Origin of the sequence: Bradyrhizobium zhengyangense (assembly GCF_022012435.1) — a bacterium.
GTDB lineage: Bacteria > Pseudomonadota > Alphaproteobacteria > Rhizobiales > Xanthobacteraceae > Bradyrhizobium > Bradyrhizobium zhengyangense.
In genome coordinates this window covers 1-18,182 of record NZ_JAKLUA010000020.1, presented here as the reverse complement: position 1 = coordinate 18,182, position 18,182 = coordinate 1, and the positions used below count along the sequence as shown (strand labels likewise).

Below are 18,182 nucleotides of genomic sequence, written 5' to 3'. Positions count from 1 at the left end.
AGAGGGCGCGCCCATGTCGGATGCCGCGGGCAAGAATTTCATCGAGCTGACGGCGAACATCGTCTCGGCCTATCTCAGCAATAACCCGACGCCGGCCGGCGAGATTCCGAACCTGATCAGCCAGGTGCACGGGGCGTTGACGCGGGTGTCGTCGGGCCGCGTCGAGGCGCCGCACGAGCCGGCAAAGCCAGCGGTGTCACTGAAGAAGTCGATCGCGCCCGATTATCTGGTGTGTCTGGAAGACGGCAAGCGCTTCAAATCGCTGAAGCGCCATCTGCGAACCCAGTACAACATGACGCCCGAGCAATATCGCGAGAAATGGGGCCTGCCGGCCGACTATCCCATGGTCGCGCCGAACTACGCGGTGGCCCGTTCGCAGCTGGCTAAGAAGATGGGCTTGGGTCAGCAGCAGCGGAAGAAGGGGAAGTAGAGCCGCGCTCAAGATCTCGTAGGGTGGGCAAAGCGAAGCGTGCCCACGTTCTGAGTGCGATCAATGAGAGATTCGTGGGCACGGCGCTTCGCGCCTTTGCTCACCCTGCGGAAGTGTCCTCACGACGCTTCCGCCAACGCCTCTCTCGCATCCGTCTTGATCCGCTCCACCATCGAGCGCAGGCCGTTGGAGCGCTGCGGCGTCAGATGGTCGCGGAAGCCGAACTCGTTGAACACGGAAATCGCATCCGTATCGAGAATCTGCTGCGGCGTGCGGCCCGAATAGAGCGCGAGCACGATCGCGACCAGCCCGCGCACGATATGCGCATCGCTGTCGCCGCGATATCTCAGGATCGGCGCGCCATTGCCGCGATCGACCAGCTTTTGAAGCCAGACCTGGCTGACGCAGCCGTTCACCTTGTTCGCGGCGGAGTGCTCTGCCTCGGGCATCGGTTCCAGGGTGCGGCCGAGCTCGATGACGTACCGATAGCGGTCATCCCAATCGTCCAGAAGCTCGAAATTCTCGCGGATGTCGTCAATCGAAGTCATTGATGGCCTGTGGTTCCCGTTCAGGCCAATATAGGCATGCGAAGCGTCGAAATCGATAGGATTTGGGCCCTAATTCGCCGTCGCCTCGGGGCCGCGCCATTCCAGCGCGAGATCTTCCTGGGTCAGCGTGTCGTGCGGCGCGTCGCTCGCCGTGGCATCGCCTTCGCCGGCCACCGTGATCGAGCCGGTATGGTCGGGCGTCTTCTTGTCGGTCTTCTCGTTCTTCTCGTTCTTCTCGTTGGTGATCTGCTCCTTCTTGTCGTTGATGATCTGGTAGATCTTTTTCGCGCCGTCCTGCGCCCGCTGGCCGATGATGGTTGCGGCCTGTCCGCCGACCTCGCAGGCCGCCGGCTGGCGCTTGCAGAACTGGCTCATGTCGGAGACGGCCGCGGTCGCAGCCTGCACCGCGTCGGCAGCGCCGATGTTCGGCAGCTTGTCCGATTCGGGCGTCTTGTCCCGCGGCAGGAGCACCAGCACCAGCCCGAGCCAGAATGTGATGCGGAGCAGAAAGCGCATCTTATCGACCTGTAGTTAGATCTGGCCCGCGGCGATCTCCGCGCGGCGCCAGCGACCTAGCAACTCTCGATAAATCGCAAGTGATTGCCTTGAGCTTAATTCGCAGAAAATTTACGCGAAAATCTTGGCAAGACGCGGTCTCGTAAATTTTCGATTGATGCCGGCCTACGTGGTAGTCCGGCCCGGCGCATCCACCAATTCGAAACCATGAGCGGGACGGCGAAACCCTGTGTTCACCATCTGTGATGATGACATCGCCAAATCGCCTAAAAACCTCTGCGATGACATGCTGTTCGGGGGCCGGCCGATCCGCCTTAGCACTCGTTTAAGGTCGCTCTGACACGGTGGCTCAACGACAAGGAGGCGTTCCGGCGCGTCTTTTGACGAATGAGCCGAAGCGCGAGACCCGTGACAGTTTTGAGTATCATCCGCGATTGTCTCGATGCACTGCTGCATCCCTCCGCGCGTTACGATGCGCTGACGCGTGCGCGGCATCGGGCCTTCATGGCGCCGCGGCTTCTCGGAAGCCTGGCCGCCTTTGCCGCATTTCCCGTTTATCTGGTCCTGCGTGGCGTGCCGAGCGCGATCGAGGTCGCGGCCTTCGCCTGGCTGATCGCGCCGATCCTGTTGTCCTGGTTCCTGTCGCGCACCGGGCGCTATGAAGGCGCGCATGTGCTGTCGTCGCTGGCGCTCGCCGGCCTGATCATGGCGATCGCGGCCACGACCGGCGGTATCGAATCATTCGCCGCGATCTGGTTGGTCGTGGTTCCCTTGGAGGCCGCACTGTCGGCCTCGCGCCGTGTCGCGGCCTTTGCTTCTCTGCTCGCGTTGTCATGCGCGGGCTTGTTGATCCTGCTCAGCCAACTTGGCTGGCTGCCGGCTGGCGAATTCAGCGGAACCGGGCGCGGCATGATGATGGCGTTCGGCGTCGCTTCCGCAACGCTCTATGCCGCGGGCCTTGCTTTCGGCGCCGAGTCGCTTGCACGCACCAGCGTCGCGCTGCTGTCGCGCGAGGAGGAGCGCTATCGCCTCCTGGCGCGCAACATGAGCGACGTGATCTCGCGGCATCAGCGCAACGGCGCGGTACAGTTCATCTCGCCGGCGGCGGAAGCCATGCTCGGCATGCCGGTCGCGCAATTGCTCGGCCACGGCCTGTTCGATCGCGTCCATGTCGCCGATCGTCCGGCCTATCTCACCGCACTGTCAGACGCCGCGCGCGGCGAGGTCCGCAGCGTCGAATTCCGGCTGCGGCGCGACCTTATCGGTTCCGAGCGCGGCCAGATCGACTTCATCTGGGTCGAGATGCGCTGCCGGCCGCTCGACCAGGACCAGCGCCACCAGAATCATTACAGTGACGTCACCGCCGATCTCGAAGTCGTCGCGGTGATGCGCGACGTCACCGATCGCAAGCTGTCGGAGCAGGCGCTCGACCAGGCCCGCAGCGCGGCGGAAGCGGCCGACGCCGCCAAGACGCGCTTCCTCGCCACCATGAGCCATGAGCTGCGCACGCCGCTCAACGCCATCATCGGCTTCTCCGAGATGATCGCGCAGGAGCAGACCCTGATGCTGGCCGCCTCCCAGCGCAAGGAATATGCCGAGCTGATCAACGCCTCCGGCCAGCATCTGCTGTCCGTGGTCAACGGCATCCTCGACATGTCGAAGATGGAATCTGGCAATTTCGAGATTGCATCGGAACCTTTCGCGCCGCGCGCCGCGCTGATGCATTGCTGCAATCTGCTGGCGCTGAAGGCGCGCGAGAATGGCATCGACCTCATCACCGACGCGCCGCAGGATCTGCCCGTGATGACGGGCGATCCCCGCGCCTTCAAGCAGATCGTGCTCAATCTCGTCGCCAACGCCGTCAAGTTCACCGAGCGCGGCGGCCAGGTCACGGTGTCAGCGTCGGCATCGGCTTCGCAGTTGACCCTGCGCATCAGCGACACCGGGGTTGGCATCGGGCCCGACGATCTCAAGCGCATCGGCGCGCCGTTCTTCCAGTGTGGCAAGACCTATGAGCGCCGGCACGAAGGAACTGGCCTTGGTCTTTCGATCGTGAAGAGCCTCGTGGCGTTGCATCTCGGCGAATTGACGGTACAAAGCAAGCTCGGTGAGGGCACCGCCGTCACGGTCAAGCTGCCGCTCGTCTACACGCCGCCGCAAGCAAAGCCGGCGGCGAGCAAGATCGCGACGTTGACGCCGGTGCTCCGTCATGACGTTCAGGACCAACCTGCTCTGGTGAAGAAAAGTGCCTAGAAAGTCTGCCAACGACGAAGCCGCTCCGCGCCGCCGTGGCGCCAAGGCCAAGGCTGCGGTCATCGATGTCGAGACCGAGCGCAACCTGGTGATGCGCGTGCTCTTGCATAGCCCCAAGGACACGCTGGCCGGCCTCGTCGCTGCCGCGGCCATAAGCGCCATCGTGGCGAACGCGCTGTTCCTGCAGACCGGCCGGCATCCGGCGCCGATGTTCGGCACCGTGATCAATCTTCCCGCGCCGTCGCCCGCGTCGCTGTCCAGCCCCATGCCGCGCCCGCGCCCCGTCGGCGCCGATACCTCGCCGCTCGAGCCGAAGGCGACCGAGTTTCGCGTCGAGCCCAAACCGGCCGAGAAGCCCGCCGAAAAGGCGCCGGAGAAGCCCACTGAAACGACGGCCTCGACGCTGCGCTCGGGCGATCCCATGACCAATCTGGTGATCAAGGCCACGGCACCCACGCCGGCACCGTCCGCGGTCGCCGTCGCGCGGCCGCCGGCGCCGATCCCGCAGCAGAGCCCGGCGGCGCGCCGCCTCGCCGGCGTGCAGCGCGCGCTGTCTGAGTACGGCTACGGCAATTTGAAGATCACCGGCACGATGAGCGGCGAGACCCAGTCTGCGATCCAGACGTTTGAACGCCAGCACAAGTTGCCCGTCACCGGCCAGGTGACGGATCGCCTGCTGCGCGAGCTCGCCGCCGCGATCGGTCATCTCGTCGAATAGTCGAACCTCCGCTGTCATTGACGTCAATCAATCTGCGGACCGCACGTCGGCGTGACAGGCCGCAATCGCGCAGGCGCGATTTGCGTGGGATCAATGACGGCGGGAAGCCTCGAAGAACATGATCGTCCATCTCATCAAGGCAGAGAGGTCGTCATGTTCAAGGTCTCGATTGTCGTCTGGATCATGCTCGGCACGGTGCTGGCGGGCGTCAGCCTCGTCGTGGTGCTGATGGTGCCGAGCTTTGCCGCCGACGCCATCAGGAACATCCCGTACGCAGTCGCCGTGGGGTTTGCGCTCGCAATGCCACTGTCATACCTCGTTGCGCGCCAGATCGGTGGCGGGCAAGGCGTCGGCAAGGCATGACAATTCCGAGCTGACACTGGCGGTGCACGTCGCGCTGGCTTATCGTCCGACTCATGCGGTTGAAATCCAACATATGGGTCGCGGCCTATTTGCGACGGTGCCAGACCGAGGGCGTGTTCGGCGCGGTGCGCCATCGCGGCGCCGAAGAGGCGGGCGCGGTGTTCGTCAAAGTGTCGCTGCTCGACGGCAACGCCCTGCTCTACGTGCCGGCCCCACAGACCTCTTATGACGACGATCGCCCGGTCGATCGCTTCTTCGTGCCCGCCGCGCCGCAGCCGATGCCGGAGCCAGCCGTCGAGGAGCGCCTGACCAAGGAGCTTCGTTTCGATCCGGATGCCTGGATCGTCGAGACCGAAGACCGCGCGGGGCGGCATTTCCTGGAACTGGCGAAGACCTAGAGCATGATCCGGAAAAGTGTGAAGCGGTTTTCCGAAAAGATCATGCTCAAACAGAGAGCTAAAGCGCGATGACGGTTCAACCCAATCTCATCGCGCTTTAGCGATTCGATGATCCGCCGCTGCCGGTGCGCACCACCGGGCTCGAGCCGGGCTGTACGCTCGGCCGCGACTGGCCGGCCGCGGCGCGTGCGCGCTGGCGCTCGCTGTCGTGCAGTGACGGCTGATATTTTGCGCGCGTGACGGCGAGCGTCGAGCCGCGCCAGGCGGCCAGCATCACCAGCGCCGAGCGGTCGCTGATGCGGTCATAGAGCCGCGCCAGCCGGTAGACCTCGTTCACGGAATTGCCGATCGCGGGCTTGAAAAACAACAGAATGCGCTGGAAATTCGGGCTCGGCATGTCGAGCGCGCGCGCGGCAACCGCGAGTGCCTCGCCGCCGGTATCGTCGACGATCTGCGCCGCGACGCGCGAGGGCAGGATCAGGGTGTCGCCGAGCTCGTAGGCGAAGCTGTCGACGTCGCCGGCGATCGCCGCCATCTCCAGAACCTGGATCGCGCGCTTGGCATGTGCGGTCGGAATCCGCGGCGCGGCCTTCAGCGGCGTCTGCGCCAGATTTTGCAGGATCAGCGCGCGCTGGCTTGCATCGGCGCCGAAGAACATGTCGTGGATCTCGGCCGCTTCCTTCGGCTGCATCGCCATGTTGGCGGCCATGCGCGCTTCCGCGTCCGTCGGCGTGCGAACAGGCGAGGGGGCGGGCGTGGGCTGCGGGATTGTGCGCGCGAGCGGCACGCGGCGGCCTTCCTGCGCCGCGACCAGCCCGAGCTTCTGCAGAACGGGCACGGGCGTGTGCGGATAGATCGCAAGCTTCGCCTTGACGGACGCGCGCGTCGCATCGTCGACCTGATCGATCAGCCGCGTTGCAAGCTCGATGAATTGGCGCTGCTCATCCTCGGTGTGGGTGCTGGCCTGGACGTAGAGATCGGTCAACACGCGCAGCAGGGTCGGGCGTACATCGACGCCCTCGCGGCGGGAGAGTGTCATCAGCCCGTCGAATCCGGGAAACAGCGACTTGGTCATGGAGGCGTACGCAACTCGGAAAAGAACTGTTGTCTCAGCCTATCAAGAGTTCCTTTAAAGGCTCGTTAAGGAAAACGAGATGTGAAGCAAACCCACTCAATTCAAGCCATCTCGTCTCGCTGCGGGACGGCGAGGCAACGGTCCGTGCGGTTACGGTCCAATGGCCATGTTTACACCCCGTTAACCATAAACTGATCCTAATGACCCCCATGTTGCCGGGGCGCGTTCGGGCGCGCGGTAGTTGAGAGAGCTGACATGGGGACCATCATCGAATTTCCGGCCGGTCGCCGGGTGGGCTCGTCGGGGGACGTCACACCGCGCGCGGACATGGGAACGATTTTGATCCTTCCCGTCATCCGCATCGAGCGCGAGAGCGACGAAACCAGCGGCGATCGCGGACCGGAGCAGGGCACCGCGCCGGGGCGCCGTCGTCGTCGCCGCTGAATTGCGGCTCTTGCAATGCCGGAATCAATTCGCCAGATCCGCACCGTTCTATCGGCCCTTCTGCTCACGGCTGTAGGCGCCTCGCTCGCTGGCTGCAGCGGCGGTGATTTTGGCCGCACCCGCGCCGACATGCGCAGCGACGACATGCACAGCTGGCTCGGCGTTGAAGCCACCGGCAGCCTCGGCCTGAAGTCCTCCCAATTCCAGTTGACCGACGAGGAGCGCCAGCTCCGCGACCTTGCCTATCCCATGATCGAGCCGCCGCTGTCCCGGCCGGCCTGGAAGAGCGTGTTCGGCGATTACAAGGCCCTGCCGGCACCGTGGCGCCAGAAGGTCGTGTTCGATCGCACCATGTACGGGCGCACGCTGATCGACGAGCCGCATCGCTCGCACTCCTCGCGCTATGCGCAGCTGATCGAGGACGTGCGCAACGACGTCACCCGCTTCGAGCCGTTCTTTGGATGCGCGATCCGCGTCATCGATCTCGACAGGAAGCGTGACGCCAGCATGGCGCGGGTCTCCGCACTGTCGCCACAGGAAAAGGCGGACGCCGTCGCGCGCATGCAGGAGAACTCGCTGATCGTCCAGTGGGTGCAGCAAAGCCTCGAGCAGCGCGTCTCGTCCTATCGTTGGGCGCTGGAGCGGCTGGTGATCCAGGCACCCGACGGCATGGCCGCCGACGCCGATCGCCTGATCGGCGAGCTCGCCGCACAAACCGCCAATCCGCCTGTTATCTCGCAGCCGCCTTACGGTCGCGCGGTGGTGTCCAAGGGCTGAGCGTGGCCGCTAGGGTCGTCTGGGCATCACCCGGTCCAGGAACTCGAACAGCCTGCGCCGGGAATCGTCGGTCACGTCCTGGCGAAAATGATAGGCGACGTGATCGCCGCGGACGTCAATCTTGTTAAGCCCGTCCAGCTGCTGACAATCCCAGCAATGCGTCGCGCCGGCATAGAGGTGCCATTCGACGGGGGCGCCGGCTTGCTTCAGGACGTCGAGCCGGTCGAGGCATTCCTGCGCGGGCGTCTCGGTGTCGGCATCGCCCATCAAGACCAGAAGTGGTCGCGACACATCTGGATTGACAAGATCGTATGGCGGCCGTTGTTGCGGCGTGATGCGGAAGCATCCGGGATAAAAACTTGCGACGGCTGCAAATCCCGGGCCCGACTTCAAGGCATCGACGTAGTGCGGGCTGGCTGCCAGCAAGCCCACCATCGCACCCCATGAGAAACCGACAAGCGCAATTCGTTGCGCATCGACATCAGGCATTCGTCGCAAATGTTCGGCCGCTTGCAGCGCATCGCGTGCGCCCCGAAAGAAGTTCACGCCGTTCTTTGGACCGAAGCAGACGCTCTTGACGCCACGCGGCTCCAGGCTGTCGACAAGCAGGACGACGTAGCCGCGCGAGGCGGCGGCGCGAGCCCATGCAGCAACGGCAACGTTCAGCCCGCTGCACTGGTGCATGAGAACGATGGCTGGAAACGGGCCTGAGCCGGGCGGCTTGATCAATGCCATCCGTGGTGACGTCAGCCGGTCGACCGTCTCGACGATTTCAGGGAGAACGAGGTCCGGGGCGATTGTTGCTCCGCGATAGATCGCCTCGGCATCCCAGACCGCCGCCTTCCATTCCGGCCCGTCCACCGCGCTTGCGGGGCTATACCCAGCGATCAGCCCGACAACCAGCACGATCAGCCGGCGCCGTCCCCTGTGGCCCGGCCGCCCGAGGAATCGGTGCCGACCGCTGCCGCTAACCCTTCCAGGCATCCCGCCACCCTACCGATTGGTGATTGTCCTCCCGGGTAATAGGGGTAGGATTGGCCCGTTTCTTCAAGTGATTTTCATCCAAAGGTCCTTCGCGATGCGCTTCAACGCCGCAAGTCCGGTTAAGAGCCGTCTGGATGTTACCCTGCCGCGAAAACTGCTGGCCCTCGCCGTTCTTCTGGGATCATCAGGCTCGGCTGCCGCGCTGACCAAGGAGGCGGCACTCGAGAACTGCCGGATGACGGTGGGCAAGCCGATCGTGCAAGCCTGCATGCAGGCGCAGGGTGGCCGCAAGGCCGGTGCCGATATCGAGGGGTGCCGCGCCAAGGCCTCGCCGCAGGTCAGGGCCTGCGTGATGGCAGCTCTGAACGCAGCCAATGGCCGCGCCAATGTCGCTGTCGAGCTTCCCAAGGAAGCTGCGCCCAAGCTCGACCCCGGCACGGCACTGCCGAAGGATTTCATCGCTCCGCCCCGCACCATCGCCGACATCACCGCGATCCTCGACAGCGAAAAGCCCGACGCAAAGCTCATCGCGGAGCTGAAATCGGACGCGGAGGCGACGCCCACGGGGAAGGAATCGCGCGGCGATCTCGCGCAATTCTATTTCGACCGCGCCAACGCGCGTTCGCAGCTCGGTCGGCTCGCCGAATCCACCGCCGACGCCAGCAAGGCCGTCGAGATCGGCCGCGGTGTGGTGGAGCCCAACATGATGGGCCGCCTGATGCAGCTCCTCTCGCTGCAATATGCCGCGGCCGGCGATCCAAAACGGTCGCTCGAAGTCATGCAGCGGCTGTTGCGCGACACCGCGAGCCTGCCTGGCGCCAAGGGATATCAACTCAGCGCCAATAGGTCCGTTGTCGGCATTCTCATCCAGATGGGCGACATCGCCCAGGCCGAGGCCTATCTGCGCCGGACCATGAGTGCCATCCAAGAAGCGCGAACCAGCGGTCTTCCGGGCTGGCGCACGTCCTATGCGCGCATGGGGCAGAGCTGGGAGGCGGATCTCGAAGGCACCAGGGCGCTGATCTTCGAGGCGCGCGGGCAGTTCGTCGAGGCCGAGGCCGCCTATCGCGTGGCAGAGCAACGCAAACGCGCCGCCATCAAGGCCCTGTTGGACTCGGACAATCCGCCGGCTGAAACCGTCGTGCTGCAGGCGATCGACAATTTCGTGCTCAGTCAGGCCCGCATGAAGGCACGGCAAGGCCGACTTGCCGAAGCGGAGGTCGACGCGCGCCGGGCGTTGTTGTCGCGCCTGAAGGACACCGGCAAGTACAATCCGGTGATGCCGCGTTATGTGATGGGATTGGCAGGCATCCTGGTCGACGAGGGCCGCTACGAGGAAGCCGAGCAGCTCGGCCGCGTCGCGCTCGAGATCAACAAGACCGTCGGCGTGCCTGATGACTCGCAATCGACCGTGCAATTGCTCTCTCATCTCGCCGGCATTCTCAACCTGCGGCGCAAGAATGCCGAGGCCAACGAGATGTTTGCGCAAATCGACAAGGCCGTCGCCAATTGGGATCCGCAGCGCCGACAGGTCATCGAGCTCAACCCGGCGCGCATTCTCGCGCTCTATAATTCCGGCCAGCTCGACGCCGGCATCGCCGCCGCCGAGCAACTGGTCAAGAAGCAGATCGGGCGGGTCGGCGAGAACCATTTCGACGCTGCGTCGGCGCGTGGCACCCTGGCGATCGGCCTGATGCGGGCGCGGCGGGATGCCGATGCCATCAGGGAATTCAAGGCCGCCATTCCGATCATGATGGCGAATGCGAATGAGAACGCCGACGACGAGAACACGACCGTGGTGGCCGCGCGCAGCCAACGGCTCCAGACCATCGTCGAGAGCTACCTCCTGCTGCTGGCGCGGGCCGAGGGCACCGGCGGCGCCGTCGGTGAGGAGACTTTCAGCCTGGCCGATGCCATCCGCGGCCATTCCGTGCAGCAGGCGCTCGCAGCCTCCAGCGCGCGTGCCGCGGCAAAGGATCCCGCGCTCGCCGAGCTCGTCCGCAAGGAGCAGGACCTGACAAAACAGGTCAACGCCCAGCTCGGCACGCTCAACAACGTCCTCGCCATTCCCTCGGCGGAGCGCGACGAGAAGGGGGTGCAGCAGATCCAGGCGTCGATCACGGCCTTGCGCGGTGAACGCGACAAGGCGCGCCAAGAGATCAAGCAGAAATTCCCTGTCTATGCCGATCTCGTTTCGCCGAAGCCGCCGAGCGTTGCCGAGATCCGCGCGACGTTGTCGGACAATGAAGCGATGCTGTCATTCTATTTCGGCCAGAACGGCAGCTTCGTCTGGGCCGTGCCGAAATCGGGTCCGGTGGCCTTCGCCGCCGTCAATGCCAGGAGCGGCGATATCGAGACGAAGATCCGCAAGCTGCGCGAGGCGCTTGAGCCGCAGGCCGCGATGATCTCGGACATTCCGCCGTTTGACCTGAAGCTCGGCTACGAGCTCTACGAGCTGCTGCTCAAGCCGGTCGAGAGCGGATGGAAGCCGGCCAAGAACCTGATCGTGGTGACCAACGGCGCGCTCGGCCTGCTGCCGCTGTCGCTGCTGCCGACCGCACCGGCAGAAGTGGCGGCGGACGAGGATCCGCTGTTCGTCGGCTATCGCAACGTGCCGTGGCTGGCGCGGACCCATGCCGTCTCGACGGTGCCTTCGGCCGCGGCCTTGCGCACGTTGCGGCAGTTGCCGCCCGGCAAGCCCGGCCGCGGCGATCTCGTGGCGTTCGGCGATCCCTATTTCAACAAGGATCAGCAGGCCGAGGCAGAAAGCGCCGACGGCAAAGTGCAGGTCGCCGATGTCGGCGGCAACGTCACCCGCGGCATGCCCCTGAAGCGTCGCAGCAGCCCGAAGCTCGAAGGCGTCGATAGCGCAGAGCTCGGCCTCTTGCCCCGTCTCCCCGATACCGCCGACGAGCTCAAATCGATCGCGCTGGCCTTGCAGGCAGATCCCTCGAAGGTGCTGTTCCTCGGCAAGAATGCGACCGAAAGCGCAGTGAAGACGATGAATCTCTCCGGCTTCAGGATTCTGGCGTTCGCTACGCACGGTCTTGTGCCGGGCGAGCTCAACGGCCTGACGCAGCCGGCCCTCGCCCTGTCGTCGCCGGCGGTGACTGGCGAAGGCGGAGATGGCCTCCTCACCATGGAGGAAATTCTGGGCCTGAAGCTTGACGCCGACTGGGTCATCCTGTCCGCCTGCAACACCGGCGCTGGCGCCGGCGCCGGCGCCGAGGCGGCCTCCGGTCTTGGCCGCGCGTTCTTCTATGCCGGAACGCGCGCCTTGCTGGTGACCAACTGGTCGGTGCATTCGCAATCGGCTCGCCAGCTCGTGACCGATCTGTTCAAGCGCCAGGCCGACGATCCAAAACTGTCGCGGAGCGAAGCGCTGCGGCAGGCGATGATGGCCCTGGTCGATGGTCCCGGTTACCTGAACGGCGAGGGCAAGACCGAGTTCGCCTACGCGCATCCGCTGTTCTGGGCGCCGTACACGATCATCGGTGATGGCGGCGTACGATGATTGATTTGGGAAGGTTGGAAGGCCAATGATGCGGAATATCTTGCTCGGGCTGGTTGCGGCTGGTCTCCTGTTTTCGGGAGCGTCGCGGGCAACACAATTGATCACGGAAGAGGAGGCCAAGCTGCCGCCACCGAAGGGAGCGGTCGCGGCTGACCGGCGCGGCATCCTGCGCGGTCCCAAGGTGGAGTTCATCTCGCCGGGCGATGCCGTGTCCTCGCCTATGCGGCTGCAATTGAAGTTCGAGTCGTTCGGGGGCGCCAAGATCGATCCCGAATCCGTCAAGATGGTGTTCCTCCGCTCGCCCAACGTCGATCTGACGTCGAGGATCAAGCCGTTCGTCCAGGCTGACGGCATCAACATGCAGGACGCGGAACTGCCGCCCGGCGAATACACCGTGCGCGTCGACATCAAGGACAGCGACGGGCGGCCGGGCACGGCCATCTTCACCCTCAAGGTCGCACCCAAGTGATGTGTCCCTACTGCCAGGCCGAGAATGCGGATCGCGCGCTGGTCTGCGCATCCTGTTCGCGAGACATCGCCGTTCCCGCAACGCTGATTGCGGAGCGCGACGATCTCCTGCGCAAGCGCGACCAGTTGCGCGATGAGCTGGCGCGGGCCAGAGACGAGGTCGAGACCATCATGCGGCGCAGGACGTCGCGCTGACGATGGAGTGTCCATTCTGCGCCGAGACGATCAAGGACGAAGCCATCGCGTGCAAGCACTGCTCGCGCGATCTGCGCGTGGTGCGGCCGACGTTGCTCGAGATCGACGACATCGTCGCCGAGCTGGACAAGCTGAGGCGCGATCTCGACCGCGTCAATGTCCGGCTCGAGCGGTACAAGAATCCGCTGCGCTATTACGGGACGCATGCCGTTCTCTACGTCGTCATTCCGTCGATCCTGCTGACGTTCGCGCATGTTCTGGTCACCATCACCTTCAATCTCTCGCCAATTCCGCTCCGCATCGCCTCGATCGTCATCCCGCTGCTGTTCGGGTTTGCAGCCTATCCGCTGCATCGGGTCTCGACATTGGGAGCGTTCGTGCTGGCGTTGCTGCTCGCCAGCGTCAGCATCCAGGCGATGCTGACGGTGACCGGATTCCACGATGATGTTCCTATCCTGCCCACCGTGTGGGTCGAATGGCGCGAAGTGTTCGAATACGGTGCGAGCATCCTGCTCGCCTTCGTGTCCGGAAACATATTGGGAGTCGTGATCTTCCAGGTCTTGCCGCGCGTTCTGGGCCAGGGCGGCAAGCCCAATGCTTTCGCCTTCAGAATGGCGCGCCTGCTCGGGCAGCATGTGGGCGAGGAACAGCTCCGCCGCCGTGCCCGCTTGATTCAGGACCTGATGCAGACCGTCGGCCCGCTGGCCGGTGTCGCCGCGACCGCGGTGGGCTCGATCTATGCCGGCCTGAAGGGCTTGCTCGGATAGCTTGTCGTCAGTCGTGCCGGCGGCTGGAGTTGTTGCGAGGCTTTGCGCGCACGCGTTGCAGCTTCCCGACAAAATCCTTCAACGCGTCCGCCAGCGGCGCGGATGCGCGATAGGCGAGCCCGACCTCGCGCTTGATCTTCACCTCGATTGGCCTGATGGCGACATCGGAGACGCCCTTCGCTACGCCTTCCGGGACGATGGCGATGCCGACGCCGGCCGCGACCAGCGCCATGGCCCAATCCTCCGATTGCGCGATCGCCGCGGATTGGCGCCGCCGCGCCGCGCGGCCGAAGAACGCGCTCTGCTCGCAATGGCAGCGGTCGATCATCGGCACGTCGGCGAGATCGGCGGTGCTGAGCTTGTCTTTCAGCGTCAGCGGATGCGACGGCGGCAGCGCCGCGACGTAACGCTCGCTCCAGAGCGGCACGAAATGCTCGTCGTCGCGCAACATGCTTTTCGAGATGATCCGTGCATCGGTGCGTTCGTCGCAGCCAACGAGCCGTAGCGCGACGTCGCTTCGTGCCGTCAACGGCTTCAGCAGCGCGATCGTCCTGGTTGCGTCGAGCGTCCGCATCAGGCCGAGCGTGACCGTCGTCCTGGCGCTGGGCTTGCGGAACAGCTTTCGCGCGGCGTCGGCCTCGTCGATGATGCGGCGGGCGACGGTATGAAACTGCTCGGCCGAGGCCGTCGGCGCGACGCCCTTCTTGTGCCGGATGAACAGCGTGGTGCCGAGCTCGGCCTCCAGATTGGTGATCGCGGTCGAGATCGACGGCTGCGACACGAAGCAGGTGCGAGCCGCAGCGGTGAGGTTGCGTTCACGGTAGACGGCGGTGAAGTAGCGGAGCTCGCGGATGTCCATAGGATGTGCCTAGAGATATCATCAATATTCAATATTTTACCTATGGATTCGAGGATGACAAGAAGGCGCTGTCCACAACAGGCGAGCGTCATCCATGAAAATTCATCACCTCAACACCGGCACGATGTGCCCGATGGGCCGCCGGCTCGTGAACGGCACCGGCGGCCTGTTCCAGCGCGCCCGCATGGTCTGCCATTGCCTGCTGATCGAGACCAATAACGGCCTCGCGCTGGTCGACACCGGCATCGGGCTCGGCGATATCGCCGCGCCCGAAAGGCTCGGGCGGCGATGGCTGCGCCAGACCGCACCGAGGCTCGATCCGGCAGAGACGGCCGTGCAGCAGGTGAGGGCGCTCGGTTATTCGCCCAATGACGTGCGTCACGTGCTGCTGACACATCTCGACCGCGATCACGCCGGCGGCGTGCCCGACTTTCCCCATGCCGCGATCCACGTCCATCGCGCCGAATACGACATGGCCGTGCTGCACAAGCCGGCGCCCCCCGAAGGGCGTTATGTCACGGGCCAATGGAGCCACGGACCGAGCTGGAGTTTCTACGGTGAGACCGGCGAAGACTGGTTCGGCTTCAAGGGCGTGCGCGCGCTTGGCGATCGCGAGGCCGATATCCTGATGATCCCGCTCGCCGGCCACACGCTTGGCCATTGCGGCATCGCGGTCCGCACCAGTGACACATGGCTGCTGCATGCCGGCGACAGCTACTTCCATCACGGCCAGCTCGACGCATCGCCGCGCGCGCCGATGATGCTCCGCTATTTCCAGCGCAAGGTCGACATGGACCGCAATGCCCGCAGCGCCAACCAGGCGCGCTTGCGGGAGCTGAAGCTGAACCATGGGAAGCGTGTGGCGATTTTCAACAGCCACGATCCCGTGGACTACGAGAACTGCCGGTGCGGCGCGCATTAGCGCAGCTTACGAACAGGCGCCCGCGCGCGACGTCATCCGTCACGTTGCAATCGCGAGAAACGGAAATTGCAATGGCTCGCGCCGCCGGCCAGCGTTTGCGTCCGTTCCAGGCGGATGCCGCGGGTTGCATAGGCGTCGAAATCGAGGCCGCAAATGTTGGGCAGGATCTCCTTGTCGCCGTGGCGGCCAGCGAATTTGCAGAAGCCGCAGGCTTTGTAGTTGATGCCGAATTCAAAGCTATCATTCGGACCGGGCTCGACGAAATCGTAGGCGAAATCCTCCGGAAATTCGGCCTGATGGCTCTCTGTGACGCTTCTCGCCGCCTGCTCGCGCAGCAAAATCTGGTTCTCCGCCGACATGAATTGATCCCCTGCGGCGAGACGATCCGCTTCGGGCTCAGTGAGCAGCTGTGCCTTGTAGATCGCCCGCTCGATCTCGCCGATCACGGGCACCGGCACGCCATGCCGCCGCAGCACGCGGCTGATGGCCATGAAGCCGGTGAGGCGCATGAAGAAATCGCTCATGCGGCTCGCTGTGCCGCCGACATAGGGCATCTGGGCGAGCACGATGGCGAATTCGTCCATCACCTCCTGCCTGATTACGTCGACGTCGGACAAATGCGTGCGCTCGCGCAGCATCGGCTCGGCCAGGTCGAGGCGCTGGCGCATGGCGGATTCCATGGCATCGCGATGGGTCTCGTAGAAGGGATGGATGGTTTGAGGCATGGGGCACCTGAGCATCTGGAAAAGTCTTGAAGCTGTTTTCACTCGGCGGCGATCGCCTCGATCTCCAGCAGCCATTTGCTGTCGACAGTCTCGGCGATCATGACCGTCAGCGCGGGTTGATGCTCCCCGAGCATCCTGCGGCGAACGGTGCGGTTGGTTACGACCTGATTGCGGTCGGTCAGGAAGGTGGTGACCTTGACCAGATGTTCAACGCCAAGACCGGCAGCAGTGAGCACCTCCATGACGTTACGCCAGGCCTGCTCGCATTGCGCCTCGAACCCTTCGGGCACGGAGCCGTCGGACTTTTCAGGGACCTGGCCGCTGATGAATAGCAGGCGGCGGTGCTGCGTCACTTCAAGCCCAAGGCTGTAGCCGCCGGCGGGAGGGTGAACCGCTCTGGGATTGTGACTGACGATGAGAACTTGGGGCATGACCTGTCTCCGGATTGCGAACCGACCCTATCCGGCGACATCACTGCCGCGCAAAGCATCATTCCTGCGGTTCAGCGCAAGAAAATCTATTGCAAGACGGCGGTCCATCGGTGTCAAACTGATGCGCGATGACCTACGCCCTTCCGCCACTCAACGCGCTCCGCGCCTTCGAGGCTGCTGCGCGCCATCTCAGCTTCAAGCTGGCCGCGCACGAACTTCACGTGACCCCCGCTGCCGTCGGGCAGCAGGTGAAAGCGCTGGAGGCGCGCCTCGGCGTGCAGCTGTTCGAGCGGTTGCACAAGCAGCTGATCCTGACCGCGGCAGGTCAGGCCTATCTGCCGGGGGTGTCCGAGGGTTTTCGCCACATCGCGGAGGCGACCTCGCAGTTGAAGCCTGAAGGTGTCGTGCTGCTGCAATTGGGCGTCCATGCCAGCTTCGATCTGCGCCGCCTTGATCTCGCGGCGTTTCGGAGTGCGCATGCGGAGATCGGTTTGCGCGTGCTCCAGCCTGCCGGCCTGCATGAGCTTGTCGAGGGCAAGGTTGATCTCTTGATCGCCCGCAGCCTCGGCCATCATCCCGGCTATCGTTGCGACAGGGTCACCGAGGGGACAGGTCTCGGCGATTGGCTGATCGCGCCCGAGGGCACCGTGGATTGTCCGGAGATCGTCAGCTTTCGCGAATGGCTGCGTACCGTGATGGATGAGAGGGCGCGCGCGAGCCGCCGGCCGCGGCTGGTCGGCGGCGTCGGGAGCTGATTGTTATCGGCGCTGTCCCGGAAATGCATTGAGCGGGATTTGCGCCTCGTACTGGCGAGCCTTTTCCAGGCGGACGTCTCGCAACTGTCCATCCGGCAGGGGCTGCACCTGCGCGCGGGCTTCGCGCGCAGCTTCAGCGAGCCTTTCGCTCAACGTCTTTGCCTGCCGTATTCTTCGTCGGACCTGACTCATTTGCTCCGTAACGCAGGGCAGTTCCTTGCGTTCCTATGCCAGACGGACGTCCAGCGCCGGAACGTCAGGCTCGCCAGCGCATTACCTCCCATATCGAAGGAGGACGTCATGAGTGTTGAAGGTAAGATCAAGGAAGGCGCCGGCTACATCAAGGAAGAGATGAACGAGCACGACAAGGATCCGAAGAGCCAGCGCAAGGCCCAGGAGGGCCGTGATCTTCGCAACGAAGGTCGTATGGAAGACGGCAAGCCGCCGAAAACCACCAAGCCGGGCACCGGTCACTGATCCGGCCCGATCTGGAAACCGCCCTTGACTCGTGTCAGGGGCGGTTTTGTATGAGCGGAAAGCCGCGCACCTCCATCTCCTGGACGACCACGAGGCCAGTCCCTTCGTTGCAACCGCTCAGCCCGCGATGATGCGCAAGCTCCTGAACTGGTTTTTCCGCAATCGTGAAACAGGCGCTATCACGATTGTTCAGGCGCCCAATCTGGTTCTGTGGATCGTGATCGCAGCGGCCCTTCTCCGGTGGCTCTGGCTGCCCTCAGGTCAAGCCAACGTTGCGCTGACCGTTATCATCAAAGGTGGACTTCTCCTCTGGGCCGCCGACGAGATCGTCCGCGGCGTCAATCCCTGGCGGCGCTGTCTCGGAACGGCGGTGGCGATCTACGAGATCACGACCGTTCTGCCTCACGCGTGATGGCGTCCTTTCACGAGTGCACAATCAATTGTGAACCGAAGCATCGCGCGCGTGCTGGCGTCGCTGCCGCAGGCTGTAGCGCGGCAATCTGGGTAGGAAGTGCGCGGCGATCAGGATGGCGAGGCAGTGTCGCGGCCTGATGATGATTGCC

At 64.3% G+C, this 18,182-nt stretch carries 22 protein-coding genes; 15 read left to right on the top strand and 7 right to left on the bottom strand.

The annotated features are described in order from the left end of the window. The first annotated feature begins 13 nt into the window (after window positions 1-13). Complete coding sequence (locus tag L6637_RS35860; RefSeq protein ID WP_237863865.1) at window positions 14-430, top strand: Ros/MucR family transcriptional regulator; 417 nt, start codon at window positions 14-16, stop codon at window positions 428-430. 119 nt (window positions 431-549) lie between these two features. Here the strand turns inward: L6637_RS35860 and L6637_RS35855 are convergent, their stop codons facing one another. Together L6637_RS35855 and L6637_RS35850 are read right to left on the bottom strand one after the other, a co-directional pair. Further along, a complete protein-coding gene (locus tag L6637_RS35855; RefSeq protein WP_237863866.1) occupies window positions 550-978 on the bottom strand; it encodes a SufE family protein in 429 nt (142 codons plus the stop codon). A gap of 69 nt (window positions 979-1,047) precedes the next feature. Beyond that, window positions 1,048-1,494, bottom strand: a complete 447-nt coding sequence (locus L6637_RS35850; RefSeq protein ID WP_237873630.1) for a DUF5330 domain-containing protein — start codon at window positions 1,492-1,494, stop codon at window positions 1,048-1,050. A gap of 387 nt (window positions 1,495-1,881) precedes the next feature. Between L6637_RS35850 and L6637_RS35845 the strand changes: the two genes are divergently transcribed. The 4 genes from L6637_RS35845 (at window position 1,882) to L6637_RS35830 (ending at window position 5,226) form a co-directional block, all read left to right on the top strand. Beyond that, complete coding sequence (locus L6637_RS35845; protein ID WP_237873628.1) at window positions 1,882-3,747, top strand: PAS domain-containing sensor histidine kinase; 1,866 nt, start codon at window positions 1,882-1,884, stop codon at window positions 3,745-3,747. After that, window positions 3,740-4,465 (top strand): peptidoglycan-binding domain-containing protein, encoded by a 726-nt coding sequence (locus L6637_RS35840; RefSeq protein WP_237873627.1) that lies wholly within the window; start codon window positions 3,740-3,742, stop codon window positions 4,463-4,465. Before L6637_RS35845 ends, L6637_RS35840 begins: the two co-directional genes overlap by 8 nt. Before the next feature lie 153 nt (window positions 4,466-4,618). After that, window positions 4,619-4,828: a hypothetical protein gene (locus L6637_RS35835; RefSeq protein ID WP_237873625.1), complete on the top strand. Its 210-nt coding sequence runs from the start codon at window positions 4,619-4,621 to the stop codon at window positions 4,826-4,828. A 53-nt stretch (window positions 4,829-4,881) separates the two neighbouring features. Continuing rightward, window positions 4,882-5,226, top strand: a complete 345-nt coding sequence (locus L6637_RS35830; RefSeq protein ID WP_237863871.1) for a DUF1491 family protein — start codon at window positions 4,882-4,884, stop codon at window positions 5,224-5,226. 97 nt (window positions 5,227-5,323) lie between these two features. Here the strand turns inward: L6637_RS35830 and L6637_RS35825 are convergent, their stop codons facing one another. Then, the gene (locus L6637_RS35825; protein WP_237859360.1) at window positions 5,324-6,301 is read right to left on the bottom strand and encodes a DUF2336 domain-containing protein; all 978 of its coding nucleotides are present in this window, start codon (window positions 6,299-6,301) and stop codon (window positions 5,324-5,326) included. Between the two features lie 255 nt (window positions 6,302-6,556). Here L6637_RS35825 and L6637_RS35820 point away from each other — a divergent pair, with 255 nt between their 5' ends. After that, window positions 6,557-6,745: a hypothetical protein gene (locus tag L6637_RS35820; RefSeq protein WP_100177693.1), complete on the top strand. Its 189-nt coding sequence runs from the start codon at window positions 6,557-6,559 to the stop codon at window positions 6,743-6,745. A gap of 15 nt (window positions 6,746-6,760) precedes the next feature. Beyond that, a complete protein-coding gene (locus L6637_RS35815; RefSeq protein WP_237859359.1) occupies window positions 6,761-7,522 on the top strand; it encodes a hypothetical protein in 762 nt (253 codons plus the stop codon). A 9-nt stretch (window positions 7,523-7,531) separates the two neighbouring features. Here the strand turns inward: L6637_RS35815 and L6637_RS35810 are convergent, their stop codons facing one another. After that, window positions 7,532-8,506, bottom strand: a complete 975-nt coding sequence (locus L6637_RS35810; RefSeq protein WP_237873624.1) for a dienelactone hydrolase family protein — start codon at window positions 8,504-8,506, stop codon at window positions 7,532-7,534. Window positions 8,507-8,600: 94 nt separating this feature from the next. Between L6637_RS35810 and L6637_RS35805 the strand changes: the two genes are divergently transcribed. From L6637_RS35805 to L6637_RS35790, 4 genes are read left to right on the top strand one after another with little or no spacing between them, the layout of a single operon-like run. Beyond that, window positions 8,601-12,020, top strand: a complete 3,420-nt coding sequence (locus tag L6637_RS35805; RefSeq protein WP_237873621.1) for a CHAT domain-containing protein — start codon at window positions 8,601-8,603, stop codon at window positions 12,018-12,020. A gap of 25 nt (window positions 12,021-12,045) precedes the next feature. Continuing rightward, window positions 12,046-12,489, top strand: a complete 444-nt coding sequence (locus L6637_RS35800) for an Ig domain-containing protein (RefSeq protein WP_237859356.1) — start codon at window positions 12,046-12,048, stop codon at window positions 12,487-12,489. Continuing rightward, window positions 12,489-12,683: a hypothetical protein gene (locus L6637_RS35795; RefSeq protein WP_237859476.1), complete on the top strand. Its 195-nt coding sequence runs from the start codon at window positions 12,489-12,491 to the stop codon at window positions 12,681-12,683. The genes L6637_RS35800 and L6637_RS35795 overlap by 1 nt, the downstream gene beginning before the upstream one ends. A 2-nt stretch (window positions 12,684-12,685) precedes the next feature. Then, complete coding sequence (locus L6637_RS35790) at window positions 12,686-13,450, top strand: hypothetical protein (RefSeq protein ID WP_237859354.1); 765 nt, start codon at window positions 12,686-12,688, stop codon at window positions 13,448-13,450. Between the two features lie 7 nt (window positions 13,451-13,457). Here the strand turns inward: L6637_RS35790 and L6637_RS35785 are convergent, their stop codons facing one another. After that, window positions 13,458-14,309, bottom strand: coding sequence for a LysR family transcriptional regulator (locus tag L6637_RS35785; protein ID WP_237873620.1), 852 nt, complete (start codon window positions 14,307-14,309; stop codon window positions 13,458-13,460). 94 nt (window positions 14,310-14,403) lie between these two features. On the opposite strand from L6637_RS35785, the gene L6637_RS35780 reads away from it, so the two are divergent. Then, a complete protein-coding gene (locus L6637_RS35780) occupies window positions 14,404-15,231 on the top strand; it encodes an MBL fold metallo-hydrolase (protein WP_237873619.1) in 828 nt (275 codons plus the stop codon). A gap of 32 nt (window positions 15,232-15,263) precedes the next feature. Here L6637_RS35780 and L6637_RS35775 read toward each other — a convergent pair whose 3' ends face one another. Together L6637_RS35775 and L6637_RS35770 are read right to left on the bottom strand one after the other, a co-directional pair. Next, complete coding sequence (locus L6637_RS35775; protein WP_237873618.1) at window positions 15,264-15,956, bottom strand: L-2-amino-thiazoline-4-carboxylic acid hydrolase; 693 nt, start codon at window positions 15,954-15,956, stop codon at window positions 15,264-15,266. Window positions 15,957-15,994: 38 nt separating this feature from the next. Beyond that, window positions 15,995-16,387: a RidA family protein gene (locus L6637_RS35770; protein WP_237873616.1), complete on the bottom strand. Its 393-nt coding sequence runs from the start codon at window positions 16,385-16,387 to the stop codon at window positions 15,995-15,997. Window positions 16,388-16,515: 128 nt separating this feature from the next. Between L6637_RS35770 and L6637_RS35765 the strand changes: the two genes are divergently transcribed. The 3 genes from L6637_RS35765 to L6637_RS35755 all read left to right on the top strand — a co-directional run bounded on the left by L6637_RS35765 (window position 16,516) and on the right by L6637_RS35755 (window position 18,031). Next, window positions 16,516-17,142 (top strand): LysR family transcriptional regulator, encoded by a 627-nt coding sequence (locus L6637_RS35765; protein WP_237873614.1) that lies wholly within the window; start codon window positions 16,516-16,518, stop codon window positions 17,140-17,142. A 39-nt stretch (window positions 17,143-17,181) separates the two neighbouring features. Further along, window positions 17,182-17,619 carry a hypothetical protein gene (locus tag L6637_RS35760; protein ID WP_237873612.1) on the top strand — a complete coding sequence of 146 codons (438 nt, stop codon included), beginning with the start codon at window positions 17,182-17,184 and terminating at the stop codon, window positions 17,617-17,619. Window positions 17,620-17,746: 127 nt separating this feature from the next. Beyond that, window positions 17,747-18,031, top strand: a complete 285-nt coding sequence (locus tag L6637_RS35755; RefSeq protein WP_338076888.1) for a hypothetical protein — start codon at window positions 17,747-17,749, stop codon at window positions 18,029-18,031. The last annotated feature ends 151 nt before the right edge of the window (window positions 18,032-18,182 follow it).